Below are 21,174 nucleotides of genomic sequence, written 5' to 3' on the forward strand. Positions count from 1 at the left end.
GGTTTCCTCCCGATTATACTTTTTCAATCGGCGCAAATTTGGCCAATAGGCGTTTGATGCCGACAGGGCTTGGGAAAGCGATATCCAGTTCCATTTGTTCGCCTTCGCCTTTGACGCTGACGACCATGCCGGTGCCCCATTTTTTATGTTTCGCTTTATCGCCTGTTTGCCAACCGTGCTTATCGCCACCCGATTGCTGGTAGGCAGGACGCGATACAGCGAGACGCTTCGGTGCCTGCTTATAGCTGGTCGCAGCTCCGGCCCGGTGATGGGCTGTCGTTTGTTCAATCAGTTCCTCCGAAATCTCCGAGATGAATCGGGACGGCATATTGTAATTGCTTTTCCCGAATAGCGTGCGGGAAGACGCATGCGTCAAATACAGCCGTTTCTCAGCACGGGTGATGCCGACATAAGCCAGGCGCCGCTCTTCCTCCAATTCCTCGTCGTCATTATTTGACCGTGAATGCGGAAAAACGTTTTCTTCCAGGCCGATGATGAAGACCACAGGGAATTCCAATCCTTTCGCTGCGTGCATCGTCATCAAAATGATCGGACCGTCTGCATCTTCCTCGTCATCCAAGGAATCGATATCTGAAATCAATGCCAAATCTGTCAGAAAGGCAACCAGTGATTTATCATCGCTTTGTTTTTCAAATGCTTTTGTCACCGACAGGAACTCTTCCAGGTTTTCAAGGCGGCTTTCGCCTTCAATCGTTTTGTCGATTTGCAGCATGTGCCGGTAGCCTGATTTTTTCAGCACTTCCTCCACCAATTCCGTTACCGACAAATACTCCTGCATTTGCGTAAAGCTGTCGATCATCGTGCGGAACTCGAGGGCGGTCTGTGCCGTTTTAGGGGTCAGCCCCATAAAATCGGCTTCCTGCAAAGCATCCATGATGGTGCGGTCCTGTTCAATCGCAAAACGCGCCATCTTCTCAAAAGAAGTCGCCCCAATGCCACGCTTCGGTTCATTGATGACACGGGCCAATGACAAATCATCGTCATTATTGGCAATCAACCGCAAATACGCCAGCAAGTCTTTGATTTCCTTGCGGTCGTAGAACTTCGTTCCACCGACGATGGTATAGGACATATTCGATTTGACGAACATCTCCTCCATGATACGGGATTGTGCGTTGGTCCGGTAAAGGATTGCAAAATCCGAAGTCTTATAATGTTCTTCATCCATCAATTTCTGTATCGTCTGCACGACAAACTGTGCTTCCTGGCGCTCGTCTCCCGCTTTATGCAAAGTGATTGCCGGGCCTTCATCGTTGTCGGTGCGCAACTCTTTCGGATAACGGCTGGTGTTCTTCTGGATCACGTCGTTTGCTGCTTGCAGAATGCGCTTAGTCGAGCGGTAATTCTGCTCGAGCATGATCACTTTGGCATTCGGGTAATCTTTTTCAAATGACAGGATGTTGGTGATATCCGCTCCGCGCCAGCGATAGATCGACTGATCCGAATCCCCGACCACGCAAATATTCTTGAATTTGCTGGCCAACTTCTGGACCAATTGGTATTGGGCATTGTTGGTATCCTGGTATTCATCGACGTGGATGTAATGGAATTTATTCTGGTAATATTCCAGCACTTCCGGGACCGTATTGAATAAATTCAACGTCGTCATAATCAGATCGTCAAAATCGAGCGATTGGTTTTTCTTCAGGCGTTTTTCGTAAGCCAGATAAACTTCAGAAACCGTCTTTTCATACGGATTGAACTGATTCATGTCAGCTGCAAATTGCGCCGCATCGATGCATTCGTTTTTCGCCGATGAAATGGCATTCAGCATCGTCCGAGGTTCATATTGTTTCGGATCCAGGTTCTGCTGTTTCAAGACATTCTTGATGACTGTCAGTTGGTCGGTCGTATCCAGAATCGAGAAATTCTTTGACATGCCCATGCGGTCGATATCGCGACGCAGAATCCGTACGCACATCGAGTGGAACGTTGAAGCCCACATGCGCTGCCCTGTTCCATGCCCCAGCAATCCATCAATGCGGTTCCGCATTTCGCGCGCCGCTTTATTGGTGAAAGTAATCGCCAGGATATTGGATGGGTAAACTTGTTTTTCCAGCACCAAATAAGCGATGCGATGTGTCAGCACGCGTGTTTTCCCCGAGCCTGCACCCGCCATGATCAATAGAGGGCCTTCAGTCGTTTTGACCGCTTCCGCTTGTTCCGGGTTCATTCCGTTCAGTAAGTTCTTCGTTATTAATTCCATTGTGCACCACCTCGAACATTCGTTCTTATTATTATAGCGATTAGTCAGCCGTTTCCGCAACTGCCTCTACGGTTTCAATCGCTTTTTCGATGTTTTCATAAATGATATTGCCGACGACGATGGTATCAGCAGCAGCAAGTGCTGCTCTCGCCTTATCAGCTGAATCGATTCCGCCTCCGTAAAACATACGGGTTTCGTCCAGAACTTCTTTCACTTTCCCTGCCAGTTCCATATCGCCGTAAATGCCGCTGTACTCCAGATAAAAAATGGGCAGCCGGAAAAAATGTTCGGCCAGCCGGGCATAAGCCACGACATCATCCGCCGATAAATCCGTTTTGGCTCCGGTCAGTTTGGCGGCTTTACAGTCCGCATTCAAAATGCAATAGCCTTCCGCCACCATTTCGTCCCATTCCAATATCTCACCGTATTCTTTAATAGCTTGATGATGGAAACCTTTGATCCACTGCGGATCATCACTGTTAAGCACCGTCGGGATGAAATAGTAATCAAAGCCGGGCGCGACAGAATCAATTGTCGACACTTCCATAACGATCGGCAGATTATAAATTTGTATGCGTTCCGTCAATTCAAGGACATTGTCGAGTGTGACATTATCACTGCCGCCAATCAAGATGGCATCGGTCCCGGATCTGCAAATTCGTTCCAAATGTCCATCCGTAATCTCTTTAGCCGGATCTAATTTAAAGACATGCCGCCATGTTTTGAAGTCCATTTAATTTCACCTGACTTTACATCGATTATCATCTATTTATTATAACAAAAAAACCGAACAGAGTCGGTTCTCTGTTCAGTCTTTTGGAAGTTCAAACGGTTTTTCGTCGGGATACAGGCGCCCAAGCATTTCATCATAGCCATCATTTCCGTAGTTAAGGCAACGGCGGACACGTGAAATAGTCGCGGTACTGGCACCCGTTTCATTCTTGATTTTTTCGTATGTTTTTTTCATACGAAGCATATGTGCTACTTCCAAACGCTGTGACAGCGATTGAATTTCACTGATTGTGCATAGATCATCGAAAAAGCGGTAAGCTTCTTCCTTATCCTTCAAAGCCAGGATCGCTTCAATCAGCTGATCTGTCTGATGGCCTCTGATTTTATCAACTTGCATGCAGCTTCATCATCCTTTCATTGCTACGAACATCAAGGCGTATAGCTGACGGACTGTTCCATACCGGGTGCAGTCGGAACAACATGGAACCAGGTTTTCCCCGGCACCAATTTCACCGTCTCACCGTCTTCTGTCGGTACGGGCATCCCGTCTATCGAACTCCATTCTATTTCACGGACGCCGCCCGCCTGGAACAACAGCGCTTTTCCACCGTTTTCCAGATCAATTGACTGGCGCCCTTCAGAATCGACAGTTTCGTGCGGCGCTTCAAAAACCAAAACATTTGAGACTTTCACTGTTTCCAAGGTCTCTTTATCGGTTGTCGGTACGCTACCGGACGATCGGCTGTATAGATGTGACTTGCTGTCATATGTATACTCATTGAAAAACAACTCGTTTGTCCCGTACGCTACGCTTACCGAAAGAGCCTGTTCCTTAAGTTTAGCATTTTCCGCCGAGTCATAGAAATAATAAGGTGATTTCCATCTGTATTCAGTTGAAGCCTGCACATTCCCCATGGCTGTTTCGATATTTTCCGCAGTGATATAAGAGTTATGGGGAGCAACACGATCGCTTGACCGCTGAAACAAAGTGCCATCATGTTGAATGCCATTCACGTGGTCAACCACCCCAGATTCCAGCATCACTTGAGCAGCGGGGCTGTAGCCATGAGCAACAAAAAAAGCATCAGAAGCAGCTGCCAACTCGACAAAATACTCCCTTGCACTGCGGATGGGACCAATGGTTTCCGGAAAATCACTTTGGTACAAAGCCAAAAACCGGGTGATGTCGTATTCTGCAATCATTTCAAAAACCATATCCGCTTCACCCAATCCGGTTTGCGGACGGGCATCCGGATGATTATTGATGACTGCCATGACCGTTCGGCGATTGGTCGGAGGAGTCGCTTTTTCACCAGTGTATGGGGCAATTGTCAATGAGTTCTCCACCGGTGGCTGCTCTTCCGGGTCTTCTTTCATGATTATCCAAAAACCTGCAGCAAATACAGCGAGCACCAGTAAAATAAGCATGGCAAAAATCCAATTCTTCATATCATTACCTCATGAACGCCGGAAACAGGATCTTTTTATTCATGACATCGTAAATGCCTTTTTGTGTCACGCGGACATATGGCAGATGAGTCGCCTGCAAAAACAGCAAGGTATAAACAGCATCGCCATGCTTGTAGCCGCGTTCTTTCAATGCTTTCTTCAAGGCCTGTTCCTGGACGATCAATTGTTCCATCGGCAAATCCGACATCACTCCGCCATAGGGCAGCGGCAGAGATTCTATAATCTCTCCATTTTCCGTCAGGATGATGCCGCCTTTCAGGCGTTTCAATTCATTGAAGGCAATCCACATATCTTCACGATTTTTGCCGATCAGGATAATATCGCCCGTCGTCGTATAGGAAGATGCGAACCCATCAAGTCCCGGTGCGAAACCTTTAATCAATGTATTGACGCGCCATTTGCCTTTTTTATCGATCAGCATTAAAAAGCTTTCATCATGTGTTTTTGATAAATTGGAGTCATGCGTGTCAACACTGACAGAATAGGGTTTCGTGATGACATCATTGACCATTTCAATACCGAAAGGCATCGAAAACTGGAAGTCGTCATCCGTCAGTTCATAGTCGATTTCAAGATCCGGAAAAATCGACCAATCGATATCTGGTAAAGACAGGACTTTTTCTCCGTCTTTCTTCAGCCAAACCCCTTTTGAAATAACACCTGAAGGGACCGGATTTTCTAATGTATCAAGAATGTTCAAGTTGGCGTAACGGCCTGTCGCAATCAATCCGTGGAGGCTTGTTACGTTATAATAACGGGCGACATTATAAGATGCCATCATATAGGCGTCGATCGCCGGTACACCGGCCTCCAGGGCGATTTTGATGCACAGGTCCATGACACCATCCAAATGAAAGGCTGGCGTTGAACCGTCTGTCGTCATCATCAATTTATCGAAGACGTTCAACTCGCGCTCGACAATCCCTTTCAGCAAATGCGGAAGATCCGGCCGAATGGAAGAGTGGCGGAGTGTGACTCCATAGCCATGAAGCAGGCGCATTTCCACTTCATCCACAGTCATCGCTTCATGGTCGCCATCTGCTCCAAGCAGCCGCATGCGAGCCAATGTTTTCTCTGACGCACCTGGGAAATGCCCTTCAATTTTTTTCAGCCCCATTTTGGCTTTTTGGATCCAGTACAGCATCTGGTCGTCACCCGCCATCAGTTTCGGCCAGCCCGTCAATTCGCCGCCGAGCAATACATCTTGGCGATCCAGCCATTCGCCCACTGATTTGGAAGTGAATAATCGGTCTTCCTCATTCAACTCTGTCTGGGAATCAAAACGCGTCCACCAATAAAAACTGAACGGCAATTCCGCCATCTGGTCCAACAATGAAAACGCTTTCTCATTTTCCAATGCTAAAAAAAGCGTGAGGTTATCGGAAAGGAACATCGTCGTTCCGCCCTGTGCCGCATGATCGGCAAAGCTTATGGGATTGTATAACTGTGAAGGATGGACATGAGGTTCTATGTATCCAGGAACGATGTATTTGCCGGTCATATCTGCTACTTCCGTCGAAGCATCCACTTTCGGCATTTCTTTTCCTGCATAGACGATACGATCATCAGCAATCCATATATTTCCTGTCATCCATTTCTTAAAAATTCCATGAAGATATGTTGCGTTTGTCAAAACGAGATCCGGCGCTGTTTCTTTTGTAACAATTTTCAACTGTTTGCGAATCTCTGTATTTTTCCATAGAGGATTAACCATTTGCCGGCACCTTCTTTCTACAAGTTCAATACTTAATATAGTAGCATAATTATGCACGCAATTACAGGTTTTGCCTGCAAAAACACGAACATTCTGATTAAATCCGGACACAAAAAATCCACGCAGAATGCGTGGATCTTAGAAATTCATTATTTTTCAACAGGATCGCTGAATGGTTTTAAGACATCTGTTTTTTCTTCTTCCTGGAAAGTCAAAACGTCTGCAACCGAATCATAAGATTCGCCGTAGAACTGTTCGTCTTTATAGGTATGGATATCCTGATACATTTTCTTCATGCCTTCGAAAATCTCTTCTTCTGTTTCTCCCCCCGGAGTCCAGTAAAGGATTTCCATTGAATTTTCTTCCCCCGTCGCCAAAGAACGACGGCAATATCCAATCGATGATGCGTGTTCGAATCCTTCGCGCGCATAAAAACGCAGGCGTTTTTCCGTGTCAGTGTCTTCGTAATTGACCGGTTCTACTTCAAGGATGATCGGTTTGTTTTTATCCTTCAACATTTGAAGCGTCTTTTTGCCAAGTCCCATGCCGCGTGATTCTTTTGATACGAATAAATAATCGACAAACGTGAAATTCGGGAATTCCGCATACATCAACACATGATAAGGACCCTCATCTTTGTAATAGACGCTGCCTTTTTCCTTCAATAACGTATCCATATGCTCTTTTGATTTCATTTCTTCGACTGGAAAGTACTGATTTAACTTTTCATACCAATTCATAATCTGTCTCCTTTCAAGTTTAAGTGCCCTGCTGATTTTGTTTCTGGGGTCGTAATGGGTTTGCCATTCTGGAGTTTAAATAGAGGTAAACGTGGGCTGTTGAAAATCCTCAACTTTACTTTTATCACCTAAGGACAGGCAATAAAAAAAATGACACATCTTCTTGTCGAATTTGTGTCACCTAAAATTATATCATATAAAAAATCATTATGCACGCCATCCGATGTCCGTTCGGTAGAAAAAGCCATCCCAAGGCAGGCTGTCCAGTTGTTCATACACTTTGTCCTGAGCGCCCCGGATAGAAGGCCCACTCGCTGAAACGAGCAGCACACGCCCTCCATTGCCGGCATATCCACCGTTCAAACGCTTCGTGCCTGCATGTGTCACTTCAACGCCGGAAAGCTTTGATAGGTCAGGCAAAGGAGTGCCTTTTTCGACTGTTTCCGGATAGCCCTCCGCTGCAATGACTACACCAAGCACTGCCTGATCATCCCATTCCAACTCGGCCGGCTTTCCGCTCAAAATCGCAGCCATAAAGAGACCAAAGTCAGATTTCATGCGCGGCAGGACCACCTGCGTTTCCGGATCTCCAAAACGCGCGTTGAATTCGATGACTTTTGGGCCTTGTTTGGTCAAAATGACTCCAGTATAAAGAATGCCATTAAAAGGCGTCCCTTCCGATGCCATTGCCTGGACTGCCGGTTCCACAATTTTTGTGAAAGTCTCATCGACAATTTCCTGTGATATTTGAGGAACAGGCGAGTAGGCACCCATGCCGCCGGTATTCGGTCCACGGTCACCATCAAATGCCCGCTTATGGTCCTGCGAAATGACCATCGGATAAATCCGGCCAGCCTGGACAAATGACATGAACGAAAACTCTTCGCCATCCAAAAATTCTTCAATGACCACTTTGGATCCCGATTCGCCGAACTTCTGCCCTTCCAGCATGTCATTGACAGCAGAAACAGCCTCTTCCTCCGTTAACGCCACAACGACTCCTTTACCGGCTGCCAGACCATCTGCTTTAATGACAATCGGTGCTCCGTGCTGACGGATAAAAGCGATGGCTGGAGCAACTTCTGTAAAAGTTTCATAGCCAGCAGTCGGAATGCTGTATTTCTCCATCAATTCTTTCGCGAAAGCTTTGCTGCCTTCAATTTGTGCAGCTTGTTTGGATGGACCGAAAATGCGCAGCCCTTTGGCTTCAAAAAAGTCGACGATGCCTTCTGACAATGGCTGTTCAGGACCAACAAAACTGAAGTCCACTCCTTGCTGTTGAGCAAAGTCCGCCAGACCGGCAAAATCCATTTCATCGATTGCCGCTATTTCAGCGTCTTCCTGCATCCCATCATTTCCAGGAGCTGCAAAAACTTTCGTGACCGACGGGGATTTCGAGAACTGCCGGACAATGGCATGTTCCCTTCCGCCTCTTCCAATAACCAATACCTTCATTTTGCTCCACCTCGATTAATGTTTGAAATGACGGACGCCTGTAAAGACCATGGCAATCCCGTATTCGTTCGCTTTATCGATCGAATCCTGATCTTTCTTGGATCCGCCCGGTTGGATGATGGCTTTAATGCCTGCTTGTGCAGCAGCTTCCACTGTATCGTTCATCGGGAAGAATGCGTCTGATGCCATGATGGCTCCTTGAGCTGCTTCGCCCGCCTGCTCCAACGCAATTTTAGCCGATCCTACGCGGTTCATTTGGCCCGCACCGATCCCTAATGTCATCTCCGAATTGCAGACGACGATGGCATTCGATTTAACATGCTTCACAACACTCCAACCAAGCTTTAGCGCTTCAAGCTCTGCTGCTGTCGGCTGGCGTTCTGTTGCGATGTGGATATCTGCATCATCATATCCGTAGACATCCGGCTGTTGGATCAACAAGCCGCCTTCAACGGTAACGGTGTTCCATTTGTCTGTGGTTTGGCTATCGAATGGAATCGTCAAAAGACGGATGTTCTTCTTTTGTGTCAGCAATTCGATGGCTTCATCTGAAAATGCTGGAGCGATGATGATTTCAAGGAAGATCGTCGCCAATTGCTTGGCTGTCTCTGCATCCACTTCACGGTTCAATGCCACAATCCCGCCAAAAATGGAAGTTGAGTCGGCTTCGTAAGCTTTTGTGAAAGCATTTGCAATCGTTTCGCCTGTACCGACGCCGCATGGGTTCATGTGTTTGACAGCGACTGCTGCAGGCATCTTGAATTCTTTAATGATTTGAAGAGCAGCATTGGCATCCTGGATATTGTTATAGGAAAGCTCTTTGCCATGCAATTGGTCGGCATTGGCAATTGAAAAATCCGATCCAAGCGGGCTGCGGTAGAAAGCGGCTTTTTGGTGAGGGTTTTCCCCGTAGCGAAGCGTTTGGGACAATTCATAAGTAAGCGTCAATTGATCCGGGTATTCTTCGCCCGTCAGGTCAGTCAAATAGTTGGAGATATAAGAATCATAAGCGGCTGTATGGCGGAAAACTTTCGCTGCCAATCGGCGCCGCGTTTCAGGTGTGGTTTGACCATTATGTAATTCAATCAATACTGCTTCATAATCGGTTGCATCGACAATAACAGTGACGTAAGCATGATTTTTTGCAGCAGAACGCAGCATCGTCGGTCCGCCGATATCAATGTTTTCAATTGCATCATCCACAGTGACATCCGGTTTGGCGATCGTTTCACGAAATGGGTACAGGTTGACACAGACGATGTCAATCGGTGAAATGCCGTTTTCAGCCATTTGTTTTTGGTGATCGGCATCATCGTGTTTGGCCAACAATCCACCGTGTACAAGAGGGTGCAAGGTTTTTACACGGCCTCCCAAAATTTCAGGAAACTTAGTGATTTCATCTACTGCAGTGATGGAAACCCCATTCTCTTCAAGAAACTTCTTCGTTCCCCCTGTCGATAAAAGTTCGTAGCCCATCTTTTCCAATTCTTGTGCAAATTCCAATATCCCGGATTTATCCGATACGCTGAGTAATGCTCTTTTTTTCACAAATAGTCCTCCTATAGATTAAGACCGACAATTTTACCGGTCGAATAATTGCTGCAAAGTTGCAGGATATAATTCATGTTCAATCTGATGGATCTGTTGCTCGACTTCATCACGCCCACGTCCTGCAACCAGGAATGACTGCTGCGTAATGATGCTGCCTGTATCCATGCCGGCATCCACGAAATGTACAGTAACGCCTGCTCTTTCCGCACCTGCTGCCAATGTTTGGCCAATGGCATCTTTCCCCGGAAACGCCGGAAGCACAGAGGGATGAATATTGACGATGCGGTTCTCATAAGCTGCCAGCAGAACTGGACCGATCAAGCGCATGTAACCGGCCAAAACGATCCATTCCACTCCGAGCTCCTGCAGTTTTTCTTTCAGCATCTGCTCGTAAAGCTGCTTGGATTCAAACTCAGACGGCTTAAAAGCGAAAGACGCCACTCCTGCCTTGCGTGCACGTTCTATTACATAAGCTTGTGGCTTATCGGTCACAGCAAGCACCAATTCCGCCTGCAGACTGCCGCCGGCAATAGCGTCGGCAATGGCTTGGAAATTAGAACCGTTTCCTGACGCAAAGATAGCAATTTTCGGTTTAGTGCTCATCCAATGTGCCGTCCTGTTCACCTTGGAATTGAACGCCTGCCGTTTTTGAGACGCGGCCGATAGGGAAAGCCTGCTCACCATTCTCCCGAGCTGTTTTCAGCACCTGTTCCGCATCTTCTGGATCAACCGCCAGAACAAAACCGATGCCCATATTGAAGACCGAATACAGATCGCGGTCCGCAAGTTCCCCTTTTTCCTTCAATAGGGTGAAAATATCAAGAACCGGCCAGCTGCCGATCGTGATTTCTGCACCTAATCCTTCCGGCATCATCCGCGGGATGTTCTCGATAAAGCCACCGCCTGTCACATGGGCCATGCCATGAATGCCGGTTTTGTTGCTGATGGCAGCTACTGCTTTTGCGTATATTTTAGTTGGCGTCAACAGTGCGCCACCAATTGGACCAAGTGATTCAAAGCCTTCAACCGTTTGTTCAAGCGTAAAGTTGTTTTGTTCGAAAACGATCTGGCGAACCAGCGAATAGCCGTTGGAATGGATACCACTGGAAGCAAGGCCGATCAGGACATCACCCGCAGTGATTTTTTCTCCTGTGACGATTTTGGATTTCTCCGCAGCCCCCACCGCAAAACCGGCGATATCGTATTCGTCTTCTTCATAGAGCCCAGGCATTTCAGCAGTTTCCCCGCCGATCAATGCAGCACCGGCCTGGACACAGCCGTCCGCTACACCTTTGACGATTTGTTCTATCTTTTCAGGAACCGCTTTGCCGACTGCGATATAGTCAAGGAAAAATAAAGGTTCCGCACCTTGTGCAACAATGTCATTAACGCACATGGCGACACAATCGATGCCGATTGTATCGTGGCGGTCCGCCATGAATGCCAGCTTCAGTTTCGTGCCGACGCCGTCCGTTCCGGAAACAAGAACCGGTTCTTTCAAATTCAGCTCAGATAAATCGAACATGCCGCCGAAGCCCCCAAATGCACCCAGCATTCCTTTGCGTGCTGTCCGCTCCACATGGGATTTCATGCGGTTGACCGCTTCGTAGCCTGCTTCGATATTGACGCCTGCTTTTTCATATGCTTTTGACACACCGGTTCCCCCTTATTTCACTTTTTCTTTTTCATGCGGCAACACTGTATCCGGATAAATATTGGTTGGGTATTCCCCTGTAAAACAAGCGAGGCAGTGTCCGCATTTCGAACCGGGATCTGTTCGCCCGATGTTTTGGACCATGCCATCCACCGACAGGAATGTCAGTGAATCCGCTCCGATAATTTCACGCATTTCTTCTACCGTATTGTTGGCGGCAATCAATTCGCCTGCCGTGCTGATATCAATGCCGTAAAAACATGGATTCTTGATGGGCGGTGAACTGATGACAACGTGTACTTCCGTGGCGCCTGCTTCTTTCAGCAAGTTGACGATGCGCCGTGAAGTCGTGCCGCGGACGATTGAATCATCCACCATAATGACGCGTTTGCCTTTCACTACTTGGCGGACAGGCGATAATTTCATTTTCACGCCTTGTTCACGCAAGTCCTGCGAAGGCTGGATAAATGTGCGCCCCACATAACGGTTTTTGATCAATCCCAATTCATAGGGAATGCCGCTTTGTTCCGAATAGCCGATGGCTGCCGAAATACTGGAATCCGGAACACCCGTCACGACATCCGCTTCAATCTGCACTTCCTTCGCCAATTGAACGCCGAGGCGCTTTCTTGCGGTATGGACATTGATGCCGTCGATATCCGAATCAGGACGCGAGAAATATACGTATTCCATCGTACAGATTGCCCGTTCTTCCGGATATGCAAAGCGTTCTGCGCGCAGGCCATCTTTTGTGATGATCAAAAACTCACCAGGTTCAACCGAACGAACAAATTCCGCTCCGACTATATCAAAAGCACAAGTTTCCGATGCCGTCACCCAGGCATCTCCAAGTCTTCCAAGAGATAAAGGGCGCAGTCCGTTCGGATCCAAAGCAATATACATCGCTTCTTCCGTCAAAATAACGCAGGCAAAGGCACCTTTCAATAAGGACAAGGCATTTTTCGCTTTTTCTTCAAACGTTGCATAACCGCTTCGTTTGATTAAATGAGCCAGCACTTCCGTGTCGGAAGTTGTTTGAAAAATGCTTCCTTGGCGTTCCAGGTGGCCTTTCAGCTGCGTGGCATTGACCAAGTTGCCATTATGGGAAATTGCCAAACTACCGGTCGTTGAATTAAAGAGCAGGGGCTGCACATTTTCAATGCCGCTGCCCCCTGCTGTTGCATACCGTACATGGCCAATCGCGCCATGCCCTGCAATCTTTTCAATCTTTTCAGGCGTAAAGACTTCACTGACCATGCCTTCACCTTTTAATGGACGAAGCCCCTCCCCGTCCGTCGACACAATTCCAGCACCTTCCTGGCCGCGATGCTGCAGTGCATGCAATCCGTAATAGGTCAATTGAGTCGCATTTGGGTGGCCCCATATTCCAAAGACGCCACATTCTTCATTTAAGCTTCTGATTTCAGCAAGCATGGGATAGCTCCTTTCCAAGCTGAGCGAAGTGCAGCGACTGAACCATTGATCCAAGCCGTGCCATCTTCGCCGTTGATGACTAAGTTGTCTCCCGTGACTTGGCCGATTTTCTTGGCATCTGATACCATCTCTTCAAATTGTGCTGCTTTTTCAGGGCTGACCGTCACCACAAAACGTGATTGCGATTCGCTGAATAAAGCTGTTGTCGCTGAACCTGACAAGGTAACATCCATTCCCAATCCGTTGCCGAAAGTTTTTTCGGCTAATGCAACGGCAACGCCGCCTTCTGCAACATCATGTGCCGAAGCAACAAGCCCCTGCTGGATAGCTGACAGGATTTCCTGTTGGCGTTTTGCTTCCACTGCCAAATCGATAACCGGTGCTTTGCCGAAAATACGTCCTTCGACCATTTTTTGCAGCTCACTGCCACCGAACTCCGTAAAGCTTTCCCCGATCAAATAGACCAAGTCGCCTACTTTTTTCGCATCTTGTGTCGTTACGTGCGAAAGGTCTTCAACAAGGCCCACCATGCCGATGGTCGGCGTCGGGTAAATGGCAGTGCCATTGGTTTCATTATACAACGAGACGTTTCCGCCGATAACTGGAGAATCCAGGATTGTACAGGCTTCAGACATACCGTCTGCCGCTTTTTCAAGCTGCCAGAAAATCTCTGGTTTCTCCGGGTTTCCGAAGTTCAGGCAATCGGTGATGGCAAGAGGTTTTGCACCCGAAACGACCACATTGCGCGCCGCTTCCGCCACAGCGATTTTCCCTCCGGTTTCCGGATCCAAATAGATATAGCGGGAGTTGCAATCCGTTGTCATGGCAAGGCCTTTATTGGTGCCGCGGACACGGACCACTGCTGCGTCCGATCCCGGGCTGACGACTGTACTTGTGCGTACTTGATGATCATATTGATCGTAGACCCACTCTTTTGAAGCGATGGTCGGCTGTTTCAATAACGCCGTCAAGGTTTCATTGTAATCTGTGATTTTCGGTTCTGCATTGTCCAACTGTTGGAATTCAGTAAAATAAGCTGGTACTGCTGATGGCTTGTGGTAAACCGGTGCGTCTTCTGCAAGAGCATCAACCGGTACTTCTGCGACGATTTCCCCTTTGTGCTTCAGACGAAGTGTGGAATCATCTGTCACGGTGCCGACAGTGACTGCATCCAGGCCATATTTCTCGAACAACTCGACAATTTCAGGCTCGCGGCCTGCTTTTACGACAATGAGCATACGCTCCTGTGATTCAGAAAGCATCATTTCGTAAGCGGTCATACCAGTTTCACGCTGTGGAATATGGTCCAGGTCCATCTCGATGCCGGATCCGGCTTTAGAAGCCATTTCAGCTGAAGATGAAGTCAATCCGGCCGCACCCATATCCTGAATGCCGATCAATGCATCCGATTTGATCAATTCCAGACAGGCTTCCAGTAACAGCTTCTCCATAAATGGATCTCCCACCTGTACAGCCGGGCGGTTCTTGTCAGAGCCGTCTGTCAGCTCCTCAGAAGCAAAAGTGGCTCCGTGGATACCGTCACGACCTGTTTTAGCGCCAACGTACATCACCGGGTTGCCAGTGCCTTTAGCAATGCCTTTTTGGATATCTTCGTGATTGATCAAACCGACACACATGGCATTGACCAGCGGATTGCCGTCATACGAATCATCGAACTGGACTTCGCCGCCAACAGTCGGGATGCCGATGCAGTTTCCGTAACCGGCAATTCCGGCAACTACTTCTTCAAACAAATATTTCACTCGTGGAGTGGTCAATTCGCCGAAACGCAGCGAGTTCAGCAACGCAATCGGCCGTGCACCCATGGAGAAGACATCGCGGATAATTCCGCCGACGCCAGTAGCAGCCCCTTGATAAGGTTCGATGGCAGAAGGATGGTTATGGGATTCCATTTTGAAGACGACTGCTTGCCCGTCGCCGATGTCCACAATCCCTGCTCCTTCTCCTGGCCCTTGCAGGACACGTTCTCCTTTAGTCGGGAATTTCGCCAAAACCGGTTTCGAGTTTTTATAAGAACAATGTTCAGACCACATGACCGAGAACAACCCGGTTTCCGTGTAGTTCGGCAGTCTTCCCAGGATTTCTTCGACCATGGCGAATTCCGCATCCGACAAGCCCATTTGCTGATAAACTTTCTGTTCCTTTATCTGAGCTGCATTTGGTTCAAGCATGACTGACATTTGCTTCCCTCCACTGTTTTACAATTGATCTGAATAAAGCCAATCCATCTGTGCCGCCGATCAAATCGGATACGGCGCGTTCCGGATGCGGCATCATGCCGAGAACGTTTCCACGTTCATTGATGATGCCCGCGATGTTATTGCGGCTGCCGTTAAAATCATCTGCATAGCTAAAGACGATTTGATTGTTTTCTTTGAGGTGGTTATAAGTCGCATCGTCGCAGAAATAATTGCCTTCTCCGTGTGCGATTGGAATTTGGATTTCCTGTCCCTGCTCGTATTCGTTTGTGAACAAAGTATTATTGTTCTCAACTTTCAATCCGACCGTACGACACATGAATTTCAGGTTTTTGTTGCGCAATAAGACGCCAGGCAACAGGCCTGCTTCCGTCAAGATTTGGAAGCCATTGCAGATTCCCAGAACCGGTTTTCCTGCTTCTGCCGCTTTTCTCACTTCATCCATAACACCCGAGAATTGAGCGATGGCGCCGCAACGCAAGTAATCGCCGTATGAGAATCCGCCTGGCAGCAAAATGCCATCGTAGCTGCTCAAATCTTTTGAGTCATGCCATACGTATTCCGCTTCTTCACCCAATTCATCCTTCACCGCGTGGTACATATCCAAATCACAATTGGAACCAGGGAAAACAATCACTGCGAATTTCATTGCGAGACAACCTCCTCAATTTCAAATCGATAATCTTCAATCACCGTGTTGGCTAATAAACGATGGCACAATTCATTGACTAGGGCATCCACATCCCGATCGCTGTCTCCGATGACCAGTTCCAGGTATTTGCCGATCCGTACGTCTTCCACTTCACCATAGCCCATTTTATGAAGAGAGCCCATAACTGCAGAACCTTGCGGGTCCAAAACGCTTTCGCGCAGTGTTACGTATACTTTTACTTTTTTCATGAATGTTGTCCTCCTAGACGAGTTAAAATGAGTTCGTACGCTTCAGTCAAATTCCCCAGATTGCGGCGGAATACATCTTTATCCAATTTTTGTTTCGTTTCCATATCCCAAAGGCGGCACGTATCCGGCGAGATTTCATCTGCCAATAGAATGTTGCCCGCTGTATCACGGCCAAATTCAATTTTGAAATCGACCAGATCCACACCGATTTCTTTGAAGAAACCGATCAACACTTCGTTGATTTTCCGTGCTTTCTCCTTAAGCTCAGCCACTTCTTCTGCAGTCGCCAAGTTCAGCATGTCGACATGCTCGTCCGTAATCAGCGGATCGCCTAAGTCATCATCTTTCAGGTAAAATTCTACGACCGGGCGGCTGATGGCGACGCCTTCTTCAATTCCAAGGCGTTTGGCCATGCTGCCGGCTGTGATGTTGCGGACCACCACTTCCAATGGAATGATGCTGACTTGCTGCACCAATTGTTCATGGTCAGACAATTGCTTAACAAAATGAGAAGCAATGCCCGCTTCCTGCAATTTCGTGAAAATCAGTGACGTGATTTTATTGTTCAAAATGCCTTTGCCGGCGATCTCCTCTTTCTTTTCACCGTTGAAAGCCGTTGCTGAATCTTTATATTCCACCCACAAAATTCCCTGTTCATCCGTTGCATATAAGCGTTTTGCTTTTCCTTCGTACAATAGCTGACCTTTTTCCATTTTTAGAAGCCCCCGTTTAGTTTAGTCCAAGTCGATTGAAGATCATGTCCACTTGCTGCAGGTGATGGTTGTAATCGAAGCAATCATCCAATTCCTCTTTAGACAATTTAGCTGTAATGGTGTCGTTTGCTTCCACGATTTTGCGGAAATGCGTCTGGTTTTCCCAGGCTTCCATTGCACATGGCTGAACAGTATCATAAGCCGCTTCGCGAGCCATCCCTTTATCGATTAAAGCCAATAGGACACGCTGCGAATAAATCAACCCGAGCGTTGAATCCATATTGCGTTTCATGTTTTCAGGGAATACCGTCAAGTTTTTGACGATGTTTCCGAAACGGTTCAGCATGTAGTTCAATGCAATCGTCGCATCCGGCAAAATCACCCGCTCTGCAGATGAATGCGAAATGTCCCGCTCGTGCCATAAAGAGACGTTTTCGTAAGCTGTCAGCATATAGCCACGGATTAGACGAGCAAGCCCTGTCATGTTTTCAGATCCGATCGGGTTGCGTTTGTGAGGCATTGCCGATGAACCTTTTTGGCCTTTAGCAAAGAATTCCTCTACTTCACGCGTTTCTGATTTCTGAAGGCCGCGGATTTCCGTAGCGAATTTTTCGATCGATGAACCGATCAAAGCAAGAACGCTCAAATACTGTGCATGGCGATCGCGTTGCAAAGTTTGTGTTGAAATCGGTGATGCCGCAAGGCCTAACTCTTTGCAGACATACGCTTCAACAAATGGATCGATATTGGCGTAAGTTCCAACTGCTCCGGACATCTTGCCGGTTTCAATAGAAGCAGCAGCAGCCTCAAACCGTTCCAGGTTGCGTTTCATTTCCTCATGCCATAATGCCAGCTTCAAACCAAACGTCGTCGGTTCTGCATGGACACCGTGTGTACGGCCCATCATGACTGTCATTTTGTGTTCTTTTGCTTTATTTGCGAGAATTTCGATGAAGTTTGTCAAGTCTTTGCGGATAATGACGTTCGCCTGTTTCAATAAATAAGACAAAGCTGTATCCACAACATCTGTTGACGTCAATCCGTAATGAACCCATTTGCGTTCTTCGCCAAGCGTTTCAGATACTGCTCTTGTAAAAGCAACCACATCGTGGCGGGTTTCTTCTTCAATTTCCAGAATACGGTCTACTGAGAAAGAAGCGTCTTTGCGGATTTTCGCTACATCTTCTTTCGGAATATCACCGATTTCAGCCCAAGCTTCACATGCCAGAATTTCAACTTCCAGCCATGCATTGTATTTGTTTTCATCCGTCCAAATTGCGCCCATTTCAGGTCTTGTGTAGCGTGCGATCATTTTAAAGTTCCTCCAATTATTCCGGCCAAATGCCGGATGTCTCTATTTCACTTAAAGTCGCCTTTAAGTCTTCCGTTAATATCGTAACATGTCCCATCTTCCGTTTCTGCTTCGCTTCATCTTTTCCGTACAAATGAACCGACCAATTCGGGAATTGTGCGATTTTTGAAGTGAGCGGCGCAACATGTTCACCCAATATATTGACCATCACCGCTTCAGACCATAAAATGGGCTGCCGCAGCGGCCATCCGCAAACTGCACGGACATGCTGATGGAATTGCGAGATGTTCGTCGCTTCGATTGAATAATGCCCAGAGTTATGGGGACGCGGTGCCAGCTCATTGACAATGATGCCGCCGTTTTCCAAAACGAACATTTCAACCGCCAAAGTACCGACCATGTTCAGCTGAGCCGCGATTTTCTCAGCTGCCTGCTTTGCCAAATCGACCGTCTCTTTATCAATACGTGCTGGAACAATGGTCTGATGGAGGATATGATCTTTGTGGATATTTTCACCGATCGGCAAAATCGCCGTTTCTCCATGCACATTCCGTTGGATGATCACTGAAATCTCTTTCGTGAATTCAACGAATGCTTCTGCTACACATTCACCGTTATCGAATAAAGCTTCAGCCAGATCCATCTCGTCATGAGAAGAAACCGTCTGCTGTCCTTTGCCGTCGTAACCGCCACGTGCCGTCTTTACAACAAAAGGAAATGACAGCTGACTGCTCTTCTCCTTCAGTTCCTGAAATGTTGAAGCTGTAATGTAATCCGCTACAGTCACGCCCGCTTCAGAAATGGCCTGTTTCTCCAAAATCCGGTTCTGCGTCACTCGAATCAATTCGGCTCCTTGGGGTACGTAAGCAATTTCTGAAAGCTTCGTTAATCCTTCTGCATCGATGTTCTCGAATTCATACGTAATGACATCGCTGACTTCAGCCAATTCCTCTAAAGCCTGTTGGTCATCAAAAGGCGCAATGATTTGAATGTCAGCCACTTGGCCGGTTGGAGAATCCATTCCGGGATCAAGAACCGCAATTTTAAATCCGGCTTCTTTTGCTGCCAGTGCCATCATCCGTCCCAATTGGCCACCGCCGATAATACCGATTGTCTGTCCTGGCAAAATCGTTTTCTTCATATCAAGTCACCTGAACTTTCCATCACAGCAGCAGCTGTCCGGTCACGCCGGTCCTGCAGCGCTTGTGCCGCTGCTTCATCAACCGTGCCTATTATTTGAGCTGCCAGCAACCCGGCATTGACAGCACCCGCTTTGCCGATAGCTACCGTAGCCACTGGCACACCGCCTGGCATCTGGACTATGGATAACAAGGAATCCAAGCCGTTTAATGCTTTTGATTGAACGGGTACGCCGATAACCGGCAATGTAGTCTTTGCTGCTACCATACCTGGCAAATGCGCAGCCCCTCCTGCCCCTGCAATGATGACGTGAAGCCCACGCCCCCGAGCTTGTTCAGCATAGCTGAACATCAAATCCGGTGTACGGTGTGCGGAAACCACTTTCTTTTCATAGGCCACACCCAGTTCATCCAACACATCACACGTATGCTTCATTGTTTCCCAATCACTCGTACTTCCCATAATGACGCCAATTCGCGGATTCATTGAAACACTCTCCTTTAAAAAATAAAAAGCCCTCAAGTAAACTGCTCACATAACGTGAAAAGCAGTTTACTTAAGGACTGTACATGAAACGATTTATGGATGAGGACATAGAGAGACCTCTCCTTCGCTTAACGATCCACTAAGTTGCTTTCCCGCATAGTCCGGACATTTACGGTGTCCTGGTAGAGACGCAGAAGCCAATTCTTCTGCATATATGGGGTATCCTCTTTTATCATAACAACTCCATGAAAGTACGTCAATAATAAAGTCGAACAATTATTTATACGGTTATCGAATCGTTCGTGTTTATTAGATCTAAAATGTTATTCGCTCAGTTTACTTCCTTTAAATTTAACGATTTGCCGTATTGGCACGGGTTGACCGTTTATTTCTTCGAACAACGGCTCTTCTTTCCGCCCTACAGCCGCATACCCTTTTTCTCGCATGCGATCCAAACAATCTGAGATGGATTCATTTTCTTCAACTTCAAACCATACTGTATTCTTTCTCATTTATACAAATTGCCCCTTTTCACTGTTTTCACCCAAAATCCACCATGGATCGTCTTCGCCTCATAGGCAATGATAAACGCCTTTGGATCAATTTCCTGTATGGCTTTATACAATTTGAGTTCCATTTTGCGAGGTGTCAAAATTTGCATCGACTGTCGGCCACCGTCACGGCCATTCGCATTCCAATCTGTTACACCATACCCTTTTTCTCGAAGTTGGTTCGGCAGGTATTCACCTGCCTCACTCGTGATGACGTTTACAGTAATATAGCCAAGAGCCATTTTTTCTTCGATTTTGGAACCAATTACTACACCGGACCCATATCCTAAAGCATAAGCAATCAAGTTTTGAATCTGGTCCAGATTATCAAGAACCAATCCAAGCCCTACTATATAAATAACAACTTCCACCATACTGACGGCGGCAGCCAAATAGCGATAACCTTTTAAAGTCATAATCATCCGTACAGTAAAAAAAGTTACATATACGATATTGATCGAAAAAATGATTAACACCATCATCCACGGATTTACATCCAATTTCTACACCCTTTCACTTTTCAACAATAATTAATGTTCATCTTAGGCGAAAAAACGAGAGAATGCAAGAGAGAAAAGACGGAGAAACCACACTGTATAAAGGGAATCAAATATTTTTTACCTTCTTTAGATAGAGAGGGAAGAAATTTTATGATTTTACCTCCTCTATCATCTTTTCAAGCCGCGATGGAGCAGGAAAAGCAGCTTCTTATCCTCTGAGGTTGTTTATAGGAGAAAAAGCATGAGCAAGAAATTGTTTGAGGCAATAGGCAATACTTCAGTAAAGTTTGATCTGTCCTCTTAAGCGCTTAAGGGAATAACGCTGTGCTTTTTTGTTGAAAAGAATAGGATAGCTAATAAAAAGACCAAGATTTTG

20 protein-coding genes and 1 riboswitch are annotated in these 21,174 nt (G+C 47.0%); all 20 genes read right to left on the reverse strand.

Features of this window, described 5'->3' with window-relative positions:
• Positions 1 to 13: 13 nt before the first annotated feature.
• The 20 genes from pcrA to QMA01_RS16775 all read right to left on the reverse strand — a co-directional run bounded on the left by pcrA (position 14) and on the right by QMA01_RS16775 (position 20,780).
• On the reverse strand, positions 14 to 2,227 hold the full coding sequence (gene pcrA / locus QMA01_RS16680) for a DNA helicase PcrA (protein ID WP_191716819.1): 2,214 nt from the start codon (positions 2,225 to 2,227) through the stop codon (positions 14 to 16).
• A 40-nt stretch (positions 2,228 to 2,267) separates the two neighbouring features.
• Positions 2,268 to 2,960: a heptaprenylglyceryl phosphate synthase gene (pcrB, locus tag QMA01_RS16685; RefSeq protein WP_191716820.1), complete on the reverse strand. Its 693-nt coding sequence runs from the start codon at positions 2,958 to 2,960 to the stop codon at positions 2,268 to 2,270.
• Positions 2,961 to 3,035: 75 nt separating this feature from the next.
• A complete protein-coding gene (locus QMA01_RS16690) occupies positions 3,036 to 3,356 on the reverse strand; it encodes a YerC/YecD family TrpR-related protein (protein ID WP_191716821.1) in 321 nt (106 codons plus the stop codon).
• A 32-nt stretch (positions 3,357 to 3,388) separates the two neighbouring features.
• A complete protein-coding gene (locus tag QMA01_RS16695) occupies positions 3,389 to 4,408 on the reverse strand; it encodes a DUF3048 domain-containing protein (RefSeq protein WP_290215519.1) in 1,020 nt (339 codons plus the stop codon).
• 4 nt (positions 4,409 to 4,412) lie between these two features.
• Positions 4,413 to 6,143 (reverse strand): adenine deaminase C-terminal domain-containing protein, encoded by a 1,731-nt coding sequence (locus QMA01_RS16700; RefSeq protein WP_191716823.1) that lies wholly within the window; start codon positions 6,141 to 6,143, stop codon positions 4,413 to 4,415.
• A gap of 149 nt (positions 6,144 to 6,292) precedes the next feature.
• Positions 6,293 to 6,883: a GNAT family N-acetyltransferase gene (locus tag QMA01_RS16705; RefSeq protein ID WP_191716824.1), complete on the reverse strand. Its 591-nt coding sequence runs from the start codon at positions 6,881 to 6,883 to the stop codon at positions 6,293 to 6,295.
• 207 nt (positions 6,884 to 7,090) lie between these two features.
• Positions 7,091 to 8,338, reverse strand: a complete 1,248-nt coding sequence (gene purD, locus QMA01_RS16710; RefSeq protein WP_191716825.1) for a phosphoribosylamine--glycine ligase — start codon at positions 8,336 to 8,338, stop codon at positions 7,091 to 7,093.
• A gap of 15 nt (positions 8,339 to 8,353) precedes the next feature.
• Complete coding sequence (gene purH / locus QMA01_RS16715) at positions 8,354 to 9,886, reverse strand: bifunctional phosphoribosylaminoimidazolecarboxamide formyltransferase/IMP cyclohydrolase (protein ID WP_191716826.1); 1,533 nt, start codon at positions 9,884 to 9,886, stop codon at positions 8,354 to 8,356.
• A 33-nt stretch (positions 9,887 to 9,919) separates the two neighbouring features.
• Entirely contained in the window at positions 9,920 to 10,492 is a 573-nt protein-coding gene (purN, locus tag QMA01_RS16720; protein ID WP_191716827.1) for a phosphoribosylglycinamide formyltransferase, read from the reverse strand.
• The gene (gene purM / locus QMA01_RS16725; protein WP_290215520.1) at positions 10,482 to 11,543 is read right to left on the reverse strand and encodes a phosphoribosylformylglycinamidine cyclo-ligase; all 1,062 of its coding nucleotides are present in this window, start codon (positions 11,541 to 11,543) and stop codon (positions 10,482 to 10,484) included. Before purM ends, purN begins: the two co-directional genes overlap by 11 nt.
• A gap of 12 nt (positions 11,544 to 11,555) precedes the next feature.
• Positions 11,556 to 12,977 (reverse strand): amidophosphoribosyltransferase, encoded by a 1,422-nt coding sequence (gene purF / locus QMA01_RS16730; protein WP_191716829.1) that lies wholly within the window; start codon positions 12,975 to 12,977, stop codon positions 11,556 to 11,558.
• Positions 12,953 to 15,178 carry a phosphoribosylformylglycinamidine synthase subunit PurL gene (purL, locus tag QMA01_RS16735; RefSeq protein ID WP_290215521.1) on the reverse strand — a complete coding sequence of 742 codons (2,226 nt, stop codon included), beginning with the start codon at positions 15,176 to 15,178 and terminating at the stop codon, positions 12,953 to 12,955. Before purL ends, purF begins: the two co-directional genes overlap by 25 nt.
• Entirely contained in the window at positions 15,162 to 15,845 is a 684-nt protein-coding gene (gene purQ, locus QMA01_RS16740) for a phosphoribosylformylglycinamidine synthase subunit PurQ (protein WP_191716831.1), read from the reverse strand. Before purQ ends, purL begins: the two co-directional genes overlap by 17 nt.
• Positions 15,842 to 16,096, reverse strand: a complete 255-nt coding sequence (gene purS, locus QMA01_RS16745; RefSeq protein WP_290215522.1) for a phosphoribosylformylglycinamidine synthase subunit PurS — start codon at positions 16,094 to 16,096, stop codon at positions 15,842 to 15,844. Before purS ends, purQ begins: the two co-directional genes overlap by 4 nt.
• On the reverse strand, positions 16,093 to 16,809 hold the full coding sequence (gene purC, locus QMA01_RS16750; protein WP_191716833.1) for a phosphoribosylaminoimidazolesuccinocarboxamide synthase: 717 nt from the start codon (positions 16,807 to 16,809) through the stop codon (positions 16,093 to 16,095). Before purC ends, purS begins: the two co-directional genes overlap by 4 nt.
• Positions 16,810 to 16,825: 16 nt before the next feature.
• The gene (gene purB / locus QMA01_RS16755) at positions 16,826 to 18,121 is read right to left on the reverse strand and encodes an adenylosuccinate lyase (protein ID WP_191716834.1); all 1,296 of its coding nucleotides are present in this window, start codon (positions 18,119 to 18,121) and stop codon (positions 16,826 to 16,828) included.
• 16 nt (positions 18,122 to 18,137) lie between these two features.
• The gene (gene purK, locus QMA01_RS16760) at positions 18,138 to 19,262 is read right to left on the reverse strand and encodes a 5-(carboxyamino)imidazole ribonucleotide synthase (RefSeq protein ID WP_290215523.1); all 1,125 of its coding nucleotides are present in this window, start codon (positions 19,260 to 19,262) and stop codon (positions 18,138 to 18,140) included.
• Positions 19,259 to 19,747: a 5-(carboxyamino)imidazole ribonucleotide mutase gene (gene purE, locus QMA01_RS16765; RefSeq protein WP_290187141.1), complete on the reverse strand. Its 489-nt coding sequence runs from the start codon at positions 19,745 to 19,747 to the stop codon at positions 19,259 to 19,261. Before purE ends, purK begins: the two co-directional genes overlap by 4 nt.
• A 137-nt stretch (positions 19,748 to 19,884) precedes the next feature.
• Positions 19,885 to 19,985: riboswitch (purine riboswitch) on the reverse strand.
• An 85-nt stretch (positions 19,986 to 20,070) separates the two neighbouring features.
• Positions 20,071 to 20,259, reverse strand: coding sequence for an NETI motif-containing protein (locus QMA01_RS16770; RefSeq protein WP_290187143.1), 189 nt, complete (start codon positions 20,257 to 20,259; stop codon positions 20,071 to 20,073).
• Positions 20,256 to 20,780: a DUF2179 domain-containing protein gene (locus QMA01_RS16775; RefSeq protein ID WP_422766037.1), complete on the reverse strand. Its 525-nt coding sequence runs from the start codon at positions 20,778 to 20,780 to the stop codon at positions 20,256 to 20,258. The genes QMA01_RS16770 and QMA01_RS16775 overlap by 4 nt, the downstream gene beginning before the upstream one ends.
• Positions 20,781 to 21,174: the final 394 nt, after the last annotated feature.

The sequence above is a fragment of the Planococcus notacanthi genome, assembly GCF_030407825.1.
Classification (GTDB): domain Bacteria; phylum Bacillota; class Bacilli; order Bacillales_A; family Planococcaceae; genus Planococcus; species Planococcus notacanthi.

Coding starts and splice junctions, on each gene's coding strand:
- purS (WP_290215522.1), bottom strand. CDS start 16,096: ATGAAAAAAGTAAAAGTATACGTAACACTGCGCGAAAGCGTTTTGGAC.
- purN (WP_191716827.1), bottom strand. CDS start 10,492: ATGAGCACTAAACCGAAAATTGCTATCTTTGCGTCAGGAAACGGTTCT.
- purQ (WP_191716831.1), bottom strand. CDS start 15,845: ATGAAATTCGCAGTGATTGTTTTCCCTGGTTCCAATTGTGATTTGGAT.
- purE (WP_290187141.1), bottom strand. CDS start 19,747: ATGAATCCGCGAATTGGCGTCATTATGGGAAGTACGAGTGATTGGGAA.
- pcrB (WP_191716820.1), bottom strand. CDS start 2,960: ATGGACTTCAAAACATGGCGGCATGTCTTTAAATTAGATCCGGCTAAA.
- QMA01_RS16690 (WP_191716821.1), bottom strand. CDS start 3,356: ATGCAAGTTGATAAAATCAGAGGCCATCAGACAGATCAGCTGATTGAA.
- QMA01_RS16695 (WP_290215519.1), bottom strand. CDS start 4,408: ATGAAGAATTGGATTTTTGCCATGCTTATTTTACTGGTGCTCGCTGTA.
- QMA01_RS16705 (WP_191716824.1), bottom strand. CDS start 6,883: ATGAATTGGTATGAAAAGTTAAATCAGTACTTTCCAGTCGAAGAAATG.
- QMA01_RS16775 (WP_422766037.1), bottom strand. CDS start 20,780: ATGATGGTGTTAATCATTTTTTCGATCAATATCGTATATGTAACTTTT.
- pcrA (WP_191716819.1), bottom strand. CDS start 2,227: ATGGAATTAATAACGAAGAACTTACTGAACGGAATGAACCCGGAACAA.
- QMA01_RS16770 (WP_290187143.1), bottom strand. CDS start 20,259: ATGAGAAAGAATACAGTATGGTTTGAAGTTGAAGAAAATGAATCCATC.
- purB (WP_191716834.1), bottom strand. CDS start 18,121: ATGATCGCACGCTACACAAGACCTGAAATGGGCGCAATTTGGACGGAT.
- purK (WP_290215523.1), bottom strand. CDS start 19,262: ATGAAGAAAACGATTTTGCCAGGACAGACAATCGGTATTATCGGCGGT.
- purC (WP_191716833.1), bottom strand. CDS start 16,809: ATGGAAAAAGGTCAGCTATTGTACGAAGGAAAAGCAAAACGCTTATAT.
- purL (WP_290215521.1), bottom strand. CDS start 15,178: ATGTCAGTCATGCTTGAACCAAATGCAGCTCAGATAAAGGAACAGAAA.
- QMA01_RS16700 (WP_191716823.1), bottom strand. CDS start 6,143: ATGGTTAATCCTCTATGGAAAAATACAGAGATTCGCAAACAGTTGAAA.
- purF (WP_191716829.1), bottom strand. CDS start 12,977: ATGCTTGCTGAAATCAGAAGCTTAAATGAAGAATGTGGCGTCTTTGGA.
- purD (WP_191716825.1), bottom strand. CDS start 8,338: ATGAAGGTATTGGTTATTGGAAGAGGCGGAAGGGAACATGCCATTGTC.